Origin of the sequence: Cupriavidus taiwanensis (assembly GCF_900250115.1) — a bacterium.
Lineage (GTDB): Bacteria > Pseudomonadota > Gammaproteobacteria > Burkholderiales > Burkholderiaceae > Cupriavidus > Cupriavidus taiwanensis_B.
In genome coordinates, this window is the sequence record NZ_LT984803.1 from 2,553,154 (window position 1) to 2,566,208 (window position 13,055).

General features: G+C 69.4%; 16 protein-coding genes. 12 read left to right on the plus strand and 4 right to left on the minus strand.

The window, feature by feature from the left end:
• Nucleotides 1–9: 9 nt before the first annotated feature.
• Nucleotides 10–1,446, minus strand: a complete 1,437-nt coding sequence (locus tag CBM2586_RS11900; protein ID WP_115661496.1) for a CoA transferase — start codon at nt 1,444–1,446, stop codon at nt 10–12.
• Between the two features lie 247 nt (nt 1,447–1,693).
• Between CBM2586_RS11900 and CBM2586_RS11905 the strand changes: the two genes are divergently transcribed.
• The 7 genes from CBM2586_RS11905 to CBM2586_RS11935 all read left to right on the plus strand — a co-directional run bounded on the left by CBM2586_RS11905 (nt 1,694) and on the right by CBM2586_RS11935 (nt 6,221).
• Nucleotides 1,694–3,451: a glutamine--tRNA ligase/YqeY domain fusion protein gene (locus CBM2586_RS11905; RefSeq protein ID WP_115687691.1), complete on the plus strand. Its 1,758-nt coding sequence runs from the start codon at nt 1,694–1,696 to the stop codon at nt 3,449–3,451.
• A complete protein-coding gene (locus CBM2586_RS11910) occupies nt 3,451–3,693 on the plus strand; it encodes an RNA-binding S4 domain-containing protein (RefSeq protein ID WP_112774501.1) in 243 nt (80 codons plus the stop codon). Before CBM2586_RS11905 ends, CBM2586_RS11910 begins: the two co-directional genes overlap by 1 nt.
• A 66-nt stretch (nt 3,694–3,759) precedes the next feature.
• Nucleotides 3,760–4,143 carry an MAPEG family protein gene (locus CBM2586_RS11915; protein ID WP_115661494.1) on the plus strand — a complete coding sequence of 128 codons (384 nt, stop codon included), beginning with the start codon at nt 3,760–3,762 and terminating at the stop codon, nt 4,141–4,143.
• Nucleotides 4,144–4,148: 5 nt separating this feature from the next.
• Nucleotides 4,149–4,736, plus strand: coding sequence for a YceI family protein (locus tag CBM2586_RS11920; RefSeq protein ID WP_115661493.1), 588 nt, complete (start codon nt 4,149–4,151; stop codon nt 4,734–4,736).
• 125 nt (nt 4,737–4,861) lie between these two features.
• Nucleotides 4,862–5,170, plus strand: coding sequence for a hypothetical protein (locus CBM2586_RS11925; protein WP_115661492.1), 309 nt, complete (start codon nt 4,862–4,864; stop codon nt 5,168–5,170).
• 97 nt (nt 5,171–5,267) lie between these two features.
• Nucleotides 5,268–5,816, plus strand: a complete 549-nt coding sequence (locus tag CBM2586_RS11930) for a YaeQ family protein (RefSeq protein WP_115661491.1) — start codon at nt 5,268–5,270, stop codon at nt 5,814–5,816.
• A 57-nt stretch (nt 5,817–5,873) separates the two neighbouring features.
• The gene (locus CBM2586_RS11935; RefSeq protein WP_018008195.1) at nt 5,874–6,221 is read left to right on the plus strand and encodes an FKBP-type peptidyl-prolyl cis-trans isomerase; all 348 of its coding nucleotides are present in this window, start codon (nt 5,874–5,876) and stop codon (nt 6,219–6,221) included.
• A gap of 87 nt (nt 6,222–6,308) precedes the next feature.
• Here CBM2586_RS11935 and CBM2586_RS11940 read toward each other — a convergent pair whose 3' ends face one another.
• Complete coding sequence (locus CBM2586_RS11940; RefSeq protein WP_115687693.1) at nt 6,309–6,629, minus strand: hypothetical protein; 321 nt, start codon at nt 6,627–6,629, stop codon at nt 6,309–6,311.
• Between the two features lie 256 nt (nt 6,630–6,885).
• Here CBM2586_RS11940 and CBM2586_RS11945 point away from each other — a divergent pair, with 256 nt between their 5' ends.
• Both CBM2586_RS11945 and CBM2586_RS11950 read left to right on the plus strand, forming a co-directional pair.
• Entirely contained in the window at nt 6,886–7,650 is a 765-nt protein-coding gene (locus CBM2586_RS11945) for a gamma-glutamylcyclotransferase (protein ID WP_115687695.1), read from the plus strand.
• A 17-nt stretch (nt 7,651–7,667) separates the two neighbouring features.
• A complete protein-coding gene (locus CBM2586_RS11950; protein ID WP_115661488.1) occupies nt 7,668–8,465 on the plus strand; it encodes an ankyrin repeat domain-containing protein in 798 nt (265 codons plus the stop codon).
• Between the two features lie 205 nt (nt 8,466–8,670).
• Here the strand turns inward: CBM2586_RS11950 and CBM2586_RS11955 are convergent, their stop codons facing one another.
• Nucleotides 8,671–10,365: a long-chain fatty acid--CoA ligase gene (locus CBM2586_RS11955; protein WP_115687697.1), complete on the minus strand. Its 1,695-nt coding sequence runs from the start codon at nt 10,363–10,365 to the stop codon at nt 8,671–8,673.
• Nucleotides 10,366–10,561: 196 nt separating this feature from the next.
• Between CBM2586_RS11955 and trxA the strand changes: the two genes are divergently transcribed.
• Both trxA and CBM2586_RS11965 read left to right on the plus strand, forming a co-directional pair.
• On the plus strand, nt 10,562–11,413 hold the full coding sequence (gene trxA / locus CBM2586_RS11960; RefSeq protein ID WP_115687699.1) for a thioredoxin: 852 nt from the start codon (nt 10,562–10,564) through the stop codon (nt 11,411–11,413).
• A gap of 70 nt (nt 11,414–11,483) precedes the next feature.
• Nucleotides 11,484–11,861 (plus strand): cupin domain-containing protein, encoded by a 378-nt coding sequence (locus CBM2586_RS11965; protein ID WP_115687701.1) that lies wholly within the window; start codon nt 11,484–11,486, stop codon nt 11,859–11,861.
• Between the two features lie 18 nt (nt 11,862–11,879).
• On the opposite strand, the gene CBM2586_RS11970 is transcribed toward CBM2586_RS11965, so the two are convergent.
• On the minus strand, nt 11,880–12,320 hold the full coding sequence (locus tag CBM2586_RS11970) for a bacteriohemerythrin (protein WP_115687703.1): 441 nt from the start codon (nt 12,318–12,320) through the stop codon (nt 11,880–11,882).
• Between the two features lie 132 nt (nt 12,321–12,452).
• Here CBM2586_RS11970 and CBM2586_RS11975 point away from each other — a divergent pair, with 132 nt between their 5' ends.
• Nucleotides 12,453–13,031, plus strand: coding sequence for an AAA family ATPase (locus CBM2586_RS11975; protein ID WP_115661483.1), 579 nt, complete (start codon nt 12,453–12,455; stop codon nt 13,029–13,031).
• Nucleotides 13,032–13,055 lie beyond the last annotated feature (24 nt).

The following is a 13,055-nucleotide window of genomic DNA, read 5'->3' on the forward strand; positions in this document are numbered from 1 at the left end:
CGCGTTCTACTAGCGCGGCAGCCACTCCGGCGCGTGGGTGCCAAGCGGCTCGGACGGCAGCGTCCAGCGCGCCGGCGTCTCGGACAGGTGCGCCGCGTGTCGCACCGCGGTCAGCATGCCGAAGCCCGACGGCACCGCTTCGAGCAGGTCGGCAACATCGTCGATTTTCTGCTCGGGCGCCTTCAGCCCGTCCGGGACGCGCCCCAGCCCGCGCAGCCACTGCCCCACCTGCGCCAGCGACACGCGCACGTGCCAGCTGCCGCCCTCGACCGCGCGCCGGTGCAGCGCGGCCATCGCGCCGAACGCCAGCAGGTAGCCCGCGGCGTGGTCCAGCACCTGGGCCGGCAACGGGCGCGGCGTGTCGCTGCCGGCCGCTTGCGCCTCGGCGTGGTTGAAGCCGGTGGCGGTCTGCACCAGCGAATCGAAGCCGCGCTTGGACGCCCACGGCCCGACGTGGCCATACGCGCTCAGCGACACATAGACCATGCCTGGCCGGGCGCGGGCCGCGGCCTCGGGGCCCGCGCCCAGCTCGGCCAGGCCGCCGGGGCGGTAGCCCTGCACCATCACGTCGGCGCCATGCAGCAGCTTGTGCAGCGTGCGCTTGTCGTCGGCATCGCGCAGGTCCAGCTGGCAGCTGCGCTTGCCGCGGCCGGTGTCGATCACCAGCGGCGCGATCGACGGCAGGTGCGGCGCGGTGACCAGCAGCACGTCGGCGCCATGCGCGGCCAGCGTGCGACCCGCCACCGGGCCGGCGATGATGCGGGTGAAGTCGAGCACGCGCACGCCCGACAGCGGCTGCGCGTCCACGCAGCCCGGCGCCGGCAGCGGCTGCGGCGGGGCGTCGCCGATCCGCTCCAGTGTTACCGGCGCCAGGCCGCGCAGCGCCGCGGCCTGCGGGTGGCGGTCCCATTCATCGAAGCTGCGCAGCGCGGCCACCACCAGGCCGGCGTCGGACGCAGCCGTCTCGAACGCCTCGGCCTCCCATTTTTCCAGCGCTGCCTGCACCGCCGCCTTGTCATAGGCACAGCCCAGCAGCCGCAGCACGCCGTCGCGGTGGTGCGGGAAATTGGTGTGCAGGCGGACCCAGCGGCCGTCGCCGCAACGGTAGATGCCTGCGATCTGGTCCCACAATTCCGGCGCCGGGCCGCCATCGACGCGCAGGTAGCGCTCGCTGCGGAACTCGGTGATGGCATGGCGCATGTCGACGCTGACCTCCTGCCAGCGACCGCTGCGGCCTTGCCACAGCGTGGCGGCGGCCAGCGCCGCCGCGGCCAGGCTGGCCTGCGCCGCAGTGCCCACGGCAAAGCTCGAGGGCAGCACCGGCTCGGCGCCGTGCAGGCGCAGGTGGGCCAGTGCCGCGTCAGGCAGGCCGGCATCGCGCCACAGCGCGCCGACGACATCGAGGGGCATGGGCGGCACTTGTGCCGCAGCGGTGGGGGCGTTCATGAGCGTTCCTGCTGCGATGGATGAGTGCGGGCCGTGGCGGCCGGCACGGGTCTCCATGCTACTCCGACACATCATTTTCGGTGCGGCCAACTTGTGTCGGCAACGAAGCGGACCACAAATGAGCCGATGCTCACGGCGTGCGGCGCCGCCGGCACGGTAAAATCCCGCTATTGGCATTCCGCCACGCAATCTGACGACCCGGCCCCCCCGCCTTGCAGGCGCTAGCGGCCGGCCAACCGGCGCCATCATGAGCCACGACAACAAGCCTACCGACAGCACCCCAGCCGCCTCCAACTTCCTGCGCAGCATCATCGACCAGGACCTCGCCGCCGGCACCTACGCCGGCCGCCAGGACAAGCAAGGCGAGCCGCTGCCGACCGTCATCACCCGCTTTCCGCCGGAGCCCAACGGCTACCTGCATATCGGCCACGCCAAGAGCATCTGCCTGAACTTCGGGCTGGCGCGCGACTACGGCGGCCGCTGCCACCTGCGCTTCGACGACACCAACCCGGTCAAGGAAGACACCGAATACGTCGATTCCATCATCGACGCGGTGCACTGGCTCGGCTTCTCCTGGGACAGCACCGGCAAGGACGGCGCCGCGGAGCCGCACCTGTACTACGCCAGCGACTACTTCGACCAGCTCTACGCCTTTGCCGAGACCCTGATCGAGCGCGGCGCCGCCTACGTGGACAGCCAGTCGGCCGACCAGATCGCCGCCAGCCGCGGCAATTTCTCCGAGCCGGGCAAGCCCTCCCCCTTCCGTGACCGCAGCGTCCAGGAAAACCTGCAGCTGTTCCGCGACATGCGCGCCGGCAAGTACGCCGATGGCGAGCACGTGCTGCGCGCCAAGATCGACATGGCCGCGCCCAACATCGTCATGCGCGACCCGGTGCTCTACCGCATCCGCCACGCGCATCACCACCGCACCGGCGACAAGTGGTGCATCTACCCGATGTACGACTTCACGCACTGCATCTCGGACGCGCTGGAGAACATCACCCACTCGCTGTGCACGCTGGAGTTCGAGAACAACCGCCCGCTGTACGACTGGGTGCTGGAGCACCTGCGCGACAGCGGCGTGTTCCGCGACCCGCTGCCGCACCAGTATGAGTTCGCACGGCTGAACCTGACCTACGCCATCACCAGCAAGCGCAAGCTCAAGCAACTGGTCGACGAGCACCGCGTCGACGGCTGGGACGATCCGCGCATGCCCACGCTGGTGGGCGTGCGCCGCCGCGGCTACACCCCGGAATCGATCCAGCTGTTCTGCGACCGCGTCGGCGTGGCCAAGGCCGACAGCTGGATCGACATGAGCACGCTCGAAGGCGCCGTGCGCGACGACCTCGACGGCCGCGCCGCGCGCGGCGTCGCCGTGCTGGATCCGCTCAGGCTGGTCATCGACAACTACCCCGAAGGCCAGAGCGAGGAATGCTCGGCCCCGGTCCACCCCAAAAAGCCCGAACTGGGCAAGCGCGTGTTCCCGCTGTCGCGCGAGCTGTGGATCGAGCGCGAGGACTTCAACGAGAACCCGCCCAAGGGCTACTTCCGCCTGTTCCCCGGCAACAAGGTGCGCCTGAAGTATGGCTATGTGATCGAGTGCACCGGCGTGGACAAGGATGCCGACGGGAACGTGATCGCCGTGCACGCCAGCTACCTGCCCGACACCAAGAGCGGCACGCCGGGCGCCGACAGCGTCAAGGTCAAGGGTGTGATCCACTGGGTCAGCGCGGCGCATGCCTACGCGGCCGAGGTGCGCCTGTACGACCGCCTGTTCAACGATCCCAATCCGGATGCGGGCGGCAAGAACTTCCTCGATGCGCTCAACCCGGATTCCAAGCAGGTGATCGCCGCCTACCTGGAGCCGGGCCTGCGCGAGGCGCAGCCGGAAGACCGCTTCCAGTTCGAGCGCCATGGCTACTTTGTCGCCGACCGCAGCGATTCGACACCGGGCAAGCCGGTGTTCAACCGCATCGTCGGGCTCAAAGACAGCTGGGGCAAGTGATGGCCAAACCTGGCAAGGCAACGGTGCAGACCATCACCTTCCCGCTCGAGGGCGAGTTCATCGCCCTCAATGACCTGCTCAAGCTGGCGGGCGTCTGCGACAGCGGCGGCGCCGGCAAGGCGCTGGTCGCGGCCGGCGAGGTCTCGGTGGACGGCGCGCCCGAATCGCGCAAGACTGCCAAGATCCGCGCCGGGCAGGTGGTGGGCCTGGCGGGCATCGAGATCCGCGTGGTCGCCGCCTGAGCGCGCGGACCGGCCGGCGCGCCGCCCCGTGCGGCCGGCGCCGGCACTGCAACCGAAAGGATGACTATGCCGATCGCTTTCTGGTGCGTGCTGCTGGCCGGCGTCCTGCCGCTGGCGACGGTGGCCATCGCCAAGGCCAGCGCGCCGGGCTATGACAACCATGACCCGCGCGGCTGGCTGGAGCGGCAATCCGGCCGCGCACGCCGCGCCGACCTGGCCCATCGCAACCATTTCGAGGCCTTCCCCTTCTTTGCCGCGGCGGTGCTCAGCGCCACCTACCTGCAGGCGCCGCAGGCCCGCGTCGACGAACTGGCGATGGCCTTTATCGCGGCGCGCTTGCTCTACACCCTGTGCTACATCACCGATCGCGCCACGCTGCGCACGCTGTGCTGGACCGTCGGCTACCTGACCGTGGTGGGGATCTTCCTGCTGCCGGTCTTTGTCCACTGACGCCCATGGGCCTGCGCGCGCTGGTGCTCGTCGCCGCCCTCGGCATTACCGCCGCGCACGCGGCGCCGGTCGAGTACACCCTGGATCCGGCCCATACCACCGTCTATTTCTCGGCCAGCCATTTCGAGCGCAGCGCGGTGCGCGGGCGCTTCGGCAAGATCGACGGCCGCCTGGTCTATGACGTGGACAGCGGCGTCGGCGCCATCGACGTGACCGTGGACCTGGGATCGGTCGATACCGGCAACCGCACCCTGGACGGCGTGCTGCGCTCGGCGCAGTTCTTCGATATTGCCGAGCATCCGGTGGCACGGCTGCGCGCCGACCGGTTCGTGACGGAAGCCGGCCGCCTAGCCGTCGTCGAGGGCGAACTGACGCTGCACGGCGTAACCCGGCCCGTGCGCCTGCAGGCCGAGCGTTTCCGCTGCGGCGAGGTCACGCTGTTCGGCGTGCGCCGGCAGGTCTGCGGCGGCGACTTCCGCACCGAAGTGCCGCGCAGTGCCTTCGGCATGACCCGCTTCCTGCCCGAGGTGGGCGACACCGTGACGCTGCAAGTGGCGGTTGAGGCATCGCCCGCCGAAGCCGTTCCGCGCTGACCCGGCGCTTGGCCTGAGCTCGCCCCTACTCATCACCTGCGCCACAAATTTCTCTTGTAGAATCAGCGCTTTGCAAAATCCCTGCCACGCTTCGCGCGCGTGTGCGGCGACGCGAGACAGAAACCATGTTCGAAATCCATTCCGGCGACATCGTGGCCGCCGCGCTGGCGGCTGCCGGGGCCTGCCTGGCCTGCAGCATTCCGGGCGACTTCCTGCGGCGCTTCCCGCTGTGGGCCGTGCGCACCTACGGGCGCGGCGCGCTGCTGATGCCGTTTCTGGCGATGATGGTCGGCACCTGGCTGTTCCGCCTGGGCCTGGCGGGAAAGATCGACACCCCGCCCGGCCAGGCGCTGCTGGTGGCGGCGGCCTTCCTCGGCACCCTGCTGGTGTCGGCGCTGCTGCGCTTCTACCTGAAGGAATACCGCAAGCGCTGAGGCGCCGGCTTTGAATTGCCGCCGTTGAATCGCGTATGATGCGGCCTTTTGCGTCGTACGCACCCCAGCCCGGGGCGCCTGCCGCTCACCTCATCTCATGGCGCTCAAATCCACCATCTTCAAGGCCGAACTGTCCGTGTCGGACATGGACCGGCCTTATTACGGCAGCCACAGCCTGACCATCGCCCAGCACCCGTCCGAGAACGACGCGCGCATGATGGTGCGCCTGCTGGCCTTTGCCTGCGAAGCCAGCGAAACCCTGGCCTTTACCCGCGGCCTGGACGAGCCCGATGAGCCCGACCTGTGGGACAAGCGGCTGACCGGCGACATCGCCCATTGGGTCGAACTGGGCCAGCCCGACGAAGCCCGCCTGAAACGCGCGGCGGCCCGCGCCGAACGCGTGACCGTCTACACCTACAACGCCGCGAGCGCGCGCGAATGGTGGAAGGGCATGGCGGGCAAGGCCGGCAAGCTGCGCAATGTCACCGTCTACAATGTCCCGGCAGAGGCCGTCGAGGCGCTGGCCGCGCTGGCGCAGCGGGCCATGCGCCTGTCGGTGACGATCCAGGACGGCGATATCTGGGTGGCCGACGACGACCGCAACGTACAACTGACGCTGGAAGTGCTCCAGCGCGCCCAAGCCTGAGCGCAGCGACGCTGCGCTCATCTGTCCACGTCTTTCCCATCGCAAGGAAACAACGCCATGCAAACCACGCCCTCTGGCCTGCAATACGAAGACACCACCGTCGGCTCCGGCGCCGAAGCCACCGCCGGCAAGCACGTCACCGTGCACTACACCGGCTGGCTGTACGAGAACGGCCAGGCCGGCCGCAAGTTCGATTCGAGCAAGGACCGCAACGATCCGTTCGTGTTCCCGCTGGGCGCCGGCCATGTGATCCGCGGCTGGGACGAGGGCGTGCAGGGCATGAAGGTGGGCGGCGTGCGCCGCCTGGTGATTCCGGCCGACCTGGGCTACGGCGCACGCGGCGCCGGCGGCGTGATTCCGCCGAACGCGACGCTGCTGTTTGAAGTGGAACTGCTGGCGGTTTAAGCCGGCGCTCTAGCCGGCGCCGCTCCCGCGCCAGCAGGAGCGGCGTCCGGCCGCAGTCTTCGGCCCGGGCGCCCTGCCCGGGCGCGCTCAGAAACCGATGGCGGCGTTGCCGACATCGACGCGGACCTTGTCCCGGTCCAGCAGCCGCGCCGCATGGCGCGCGTAATCCTTGGCCCAGGCCGCATCGCCGGCGAAGCGCCCTTCTCCCGAGAACTTGGCGACATTGAGGATCTTGTCGATCACCAGCACCTTGCCCACCGGGCTCGATGCCTGGCAGTCCAGCTCGGTGTATTCCCGGTCGAACCAGCGCCAGGCGGCATCCTCGGTGACCGCGGCCAGCTCGTCCGTGCCGATCGTGAAGTCATATTCCTTGCCGCTGCCGAATACCACCGTAAGCGTACGTGCCATCGCAGGTTCCCCCTGGGTTGGATTGAGGCCCCATTGTAAGGACTCGGCGGCGCCAGCGGCGCGCAATTCGCGCCGGCCTGATCGCCGACAAGGCGCCACGGCGCACGGTCATGGCGAGTGGCAGCGACGGCACGCGGCCCGAACCGTTGTCTGGCGCCCACACCCGGAGCGCTGACTCGGACAATTCCGAACAAAAGTGCCACTTGTGGCATTTCCCCGCCCCGCCCGGGACGCTGCTTTGATTTATGCTTGCAGCATGGGCATCACGCGACAGGACCTCGAATCCGACCGGCTGCGCACCTCGCTGTGCAGCACCCCGGTTGCGTCCTCGCTGTTGCCCGAAGCGGCGCTGGAGCAATCGCTGGCCGATACGCTGGCGCGCCGCCCCGACGATCGCGCGCTCGGCGGCGATGTGTGGGTATTCGGCTACGGCTCGCTGATCTGGAACCCGATGGTGGTGCACACCGAGCGCCAGCGCGCCACGGTGCACGGCTACCACCGCGGCTTCTACCTCTATTCCCGCATCAACCGGGGCACCTGGGACAATCCCGGACTGGTGCTCGGGCTCGACCGCGGCGGCTGCTGCCACGGCATGGTGTTCCGCGTGCCCAGCCATGTGGTCGAGCAGGAGTTCCGCGTGCTGTGGCGCCGCGAAATGCTGACCGGCGCCTACCATCCGCGCTGGCTGCGCATCCGCGTCGGCGCCGCCGGCGCGCCGGAGCAGCGCGCGCTGGCCTTCGTCATGAACCGTTCGCACGAGGCCTACGCCGGCCGGCTGCCGGACGCCAGCGTGGTGGAACGGCTGCGCCACGCCACGGGCCTGTTCGGCCCGGCACGCGAATACCTGCAGCAAACCCTGCTGGGGCTGGCCACCAACGGCGTCGACGATCCCTACCTCGGACGGCTCTGGCGCCAGCTGCAGGCGGGCGATGCCGCCGAACCCGCCGCCGGACCTGCCACCCAGGCCGCGGGCCAGGCGCCGGAGCTGCCGCTGCCGGCCAGCCGCCACGAAACCGTCTGAGCCCAGGAGCTGCCGCCATGACGCGCCCCGCCGCCCGCACCCGCAGACAGGCACTCAATGAGTTGCTGGGGCTGATGGGCTTGCTGATGGGAGGTGGCCTGCTGGCGGCGCAAGGCGGCCAGACCCTGGCGCGTCCCGCGGGCAGCGCGGCCAACGTGCCTGCTGCGCGTCCGCCGCGCGACCCCGCCACCCTGGCGCCGGCACGCCGCGACGCCATTGGCACGCTCGACCGCAACCTGATCACCGCCGCCAGTGCCGGCGACCAGGCGCTGGTGTCGCGCCTGCTGGCCGCGGGGGCCTCGGCCCGCGCCGCCGACGAACACGGCCGCAGCGCGCTGCTGGCGGCCGTGCAGAACCGCCGCACCGAGGTCGCGCGCACGCTGCTGCTGGCCGGCGCCGACGTCAACCTGAAGGATGCCGATGCCAACAGCCCGTTCCTGCTGGCCGCCGCCACCGGCCAGGCCGACATGGTGCAGCTGGCGCTGGCGCACGGCGCCGACCTCGCCAGCACCGACCGCTACCATGGCACCGCGCTGATCGTGGCCAGCCAGCAGGGCCATGTGGAAGTGGTGAAGCTGCTGCTCAAGGCCGGCATTGCCGTCGACCACGTCAACGACCTGGGCTGGACCGCGCTGCTGGAGGCGGTGGTCCTGGGGGACGGCAGCGCGCGCTACGAGGACACGGTGCAGCTGCTGCTGGACGCGGGCGCGGACGCCAACCTGGCCGACCGCGAAGGCGTGACGCCCACGCGCCATGCGCGCCAGCGCGGCTACAAGACCATGGTAAAGATGCTGATGCGGGTGCGCGGGCATTGAGCCTTGCCCTGGAGACAACGGATGCCACTTGTGTGCGCCCTCTCACGCTCGCCGGAGCGGGCTGGGGTGAGGGCCGGGCGCCGGCGGGAGCCACCGTGTTCGACAAAACCGCCAGCGTGGTTTTTTGTGGTTCTTTGCTGAACCACGCCTCACCCCGGCCCTCTCCCCATGAGGGGAGAGGGAGAACCCACTCCGGACATCTGGCCTAGACGCCTGTCCGGGCGTTCTCGCTTTCCTGCAGCTGCCGCCACATCACCTTGCCGGTCCCCGACTTCGGCAGGGCGTCGACGAATTCCACCACGCGCGGGTACTTGTAGGCGGCCATGTTGTCCTTGGCCCAGTCGATGATCTGCTCCGGCGTGGTCTTGCCCCTGGCATGGGCGCGCAGCACCACCACCGCCTTGACGGTCTCGCCCCGGTACGGGTCGCGCGTGCCGATGATGCAGGCCTCCTGCACGTCCGGGTGCTTGTACAGCAGGTTCTCGACCTCCGCCGGCCACACCTTGAAGCCCGACGCATTGATCATGCGCTTGAGCCGGTCAGTGATGAAGAAATACCCCTCTTCGTCCATGCGGCCCAGGTCGCCGGTGCGGAAGAAGGTTTTGCCCTCGAATTCGATGAAGGCCTCGCGCGTGGCATCCTCCTTGCCCCAGTAGCCCTTGAACACTTGCGGGCCGCTGACGATGATCTCGCCGATCTCGTTGGGCGGCAACTCCTTGAGCGTGACCGGGTCGATCACGCGCGCGTCGGTGTTGAAGGTCGGCACGCCCAGGCACTGCAGCTTGGGCCGGTCCGACGGGTTGCTGTGGGTCGGCGCCATGGTCTCGGACAAGCCGTAGCCCTCCAGGTAGTTCAGCCCGAACTGGTCGCGCAGGCGCTCGGCCACCGCCTGCGGCATGGCCGCGCCGCCGCCGCCGACATAGCGCAGGCTCGACAGGTCGAACCCGGCCAGGTTGGGGCTGGCGAGGAAGTCGATCACCATGGTCGGGATATTGGTCCAGTGCGTGACCTGGTAGCGCGAGATCAGGCGCCCCGCCACTTCGCGGTCCCAGCGCGGCAGCATCACCACGGTAGCGCCGCTGTAGATCGGCCCGTTCATGCCGTACTGCATGCCGGTGACGTGGAACAGCGGCAGCACCGACAGCACCACCGACTCTGCGCCCGAGCCGGACCAGGTCGCGCCGCCGACGATGTTGTGCATCACCGAGCGGTGGGTGTGGATGCAACCCTTGGGGAAGCCGGTGGTGCCCGAGGTGTACGGCATGACCGCCATGTCGTCCGGGCCGGCGGTATGCGGCCCCGGCTGCAGGCCCGCGCCGAGCGCATCCGCCCACGCGGTGGCGCCGGCGGGCAGCGGATGCGGCGTGGTCAGCCAGGCCGGCGGTGCGTCTTCCGGATGCTCGTGGGCCGGCGGCAGCGCGTCGGCGTATTGGGTCACCAGCAGGTGCTGCAGGCGCTGCGCCGGTTCCAGCTCGGCCTGCGCCTGCTCGACGCCGGCGGCAAGGTCGGCGCTGAAGATCGCCACGCGCGCCTGGGCGTCGGTGACGTAGTGCTTGAATTCCTCGGCGCGGTTCATCGGGTTGACCGGCACCACCACCGCGTCGGCGCGCAGGATGGCGTAGTAGCTGACGATGAACTGCGGGCAGTTCTGCATGTACAGCAGCACCCGGTCGCCCTTCTTCACGCCCGCCTGTTGCTGCAGCCAGCCGGCCAGCGCGGTGGCCTGGTCAAGCAGTTCACGGAAGCTGATGGCATTGCCGAAATAGCGGATCGCGGCCTTGTCGGCATAGCGCAGCGCCGAGACCTCCAGGTTGGCCCACAGCGACGTTTCCGGCAGCACGATGGCGGCCGGCAGGCGCTTTGGCCAGAACTGGAAATGCGGGCGGGCGGGGGTCGGCATGAAGGGTCTCCTGTGCGGTCTCGCGGACCGGGTCTGTCGTATGGTCAAGGACTATAACCGAACGATCGTTCTATTTTCAACCGGTGACTTCCCCAAGCACGGCGCGGCGCCGGCCGCAACCGGCGTTGCATTTGGCGCCTTCGCCCTCACAATAAGGGTATCGACTCCCTATTTCTCTTTCGACCAGGATTCCCCCATGAGTGACGTCACCCTGCAGAATTTCGAAGCCGAAGTGATCGACGCCTCGCGCCAGGCACCGGTGCTGGTCGATTTCTGGGCCCCGTGGTGCGGCCCCTGCCGCACGCTCGGGCCGATGCTGGAACGCCTGGAGGCCGAGGCCAACGGCCAGTGGAAGCTCGCCAAGGTCAATGTCGACGAGAACCAGGAGCTGGCGGCGCACTTCGGCGTGCGCAGCATTCCGCATGTGGTGGCGATTGCCGACGGCCAGGCCGTGGACCAGTTCACCGGCGTGCTGCCGGAGTCGGGCCTGCGCGAGTTCCTGGACCGGCTGGCGCCGGGCCAGGCCAAGGCCGGCTCGCCGCTGGCTGACGCGCTGGCGCTGGCCGCCGCCGGCAACCGCGACGGCGCCGAAACCCTGTTCGCCGATGCGATCGCGGCGGAGCCGGAATCCGATGCCGCGCGCCTGGCCTACATCGGCTTCCTGCTGGACGGCAACGCCCTCGACCGGGCCAGGGCCGAGTTCGCGGCGCTGTCGCCGCGCGCGGAACAGGAAGACGGCTACGGCGCGCTGCGCACCCGCATCGAGGCCATGGAAAACGCCGCCGGCCTGCCCGATGCCGCCACCCTCGCCGGCCGCATCGACGCCGATCCGCGCGATCTCGCCGCGCGCATGGACCTGGCGCGGCTGATGATCGCGCAGCAGCAATACGAGCCGGCGCTGGAACAGCTGCTGGCGATCGTGCGCACCGACCGCGGCTTCGACGACGATATCGGCCGCCGCACCATGCTGTCGGTATTCGAGATGCTGGCCGACCGGCCCGAGGTGGTGTCGCGCTGGCGGCGCCAGCTGAGCACGTCGCTGAACTGACGGTGACGCAGGCCGGCGCGGTAAACTGGCGCATTCCTGTTTCCGCCGCATCCCCGATCCACCTGCTGCCATGACCGCGCCCCGCCTGATCGACTTCAAGACCGAGCCCGCCCCCAGCCACGACCGTCCGCGCCCCGACCGGCTGGTGTCGGGCAATCCGGACCGCACCACCTGGACGCACTACAGCGCGCAGCATGGCGATTTCGATTGCGGTATCTGGGCGTGCGAGCCGGGCGCCTGGCGCATCGCCTTCCCGGCGGGCAAGGAAGAGTTCTTCCACGTCATCAGCGGCCGCATCCGCATCAGCGACGACAGCGGCCATGCCCGCGAATTCGGTCCCGGCGATGCCTGCGTGATCCCGGGCGGCTTTACCGGCGTGTTCCAGGTGCTGGAGCCGGTGCGCAAATACTTCGTGGTGATCGACCGCGACGCAGCGCGCCAGCCCTGAGCGCCGCGCCCGCGGCAATCACGCCGCCGTGGCGGGGCCTTCGATCAGCGTGAAGCCGTGCTCGCGCATATGCTCGACCATCATCGCGTCCATCGACTTGACGTGATGGTCGAACCAGCCTGACAGCTCGGCCACCAGCCGGCGGCCAAGCTGGAATTCCGCATCGCTGTGCACCTTGTCGCGCACCGCGACGGCCACCGCCAGCACCTGCTGGTGCTCGCCCGCGTGGCAATGGCGCGGTCCGAAGCCCATGGCCTCCATCCACTGCTCTTCCTGGGCGAAATGATGGCGGGTGTGGTCGATCCATGCGTCCATCGCCGCCAGGAAGGCGGCGTCGTCGGCGCTGGCGACGGCCGCCAGCAGTTGCATGAACTCGGCGTGGGTGGCGTCGGTGACCGGTTCGCCCAGGTGCAGGTGGTCCGGCAGGCCGGCGGAGGAAAGCTGGTCTTTGGCGTCCATGGGAAGCGGCGGGGAGCGTGGAGAAAAACGGCAAGGATACCGAATCGGCGCGACCCGGGCCTGATCTGGCGCAAGCAAGCGGGTATGCTGTGGGCAATGCGGCCGGTCCGTCACCCCTACCGTCTTTCGCTCATGCCACGACTGATCTTCTTCTGCGGCCATGCCGGCACCGGCAAGACCACCCTCGCCCACCGCCTGATCGGCCCGCTGATGCAGGCCACCGGCGAGCCGTTCTGCCTGCTCGACAAGGACACGCTGTACGGCCGCTACAGCGCCGCGGCCATGGCCGCGATCACCGGCGACCCCAACGACCGCGACAGCCCGGCCTACCTGGAGCACCTGCGCGACCCGGAATACCAGGGCCTGCTCGACACCGCGCGCGAAAACCTGGCGCTGGGCATCAGCGTGATCGTGATCGGGCCGCTGTCGCGCGAGGTCCGCGCCCACCTGCTGAACGACCCGGACTGGCTGCATGTCACCGCTGGCACCACGGTGCGCACGGTCTGGGTCCACCTGCCCGAGGATGAGGCCCACGCGCGCATCGTCCGGCGCGGCAATCCCAACGACGCCTACAAGCTGGCCCACTGGGACGCGTACCGGACCCGGCGCTTCATGCCCGCACCCGCAGACTATCCGGAACTGATCTTCTTCGACAATCGGGCACCGGGGGAGGCCGAGACCGATGCGCTGCTGCGCGCGCTGAGCGCCTGAGCGCCTGAGTAACCGTCTTCAAAG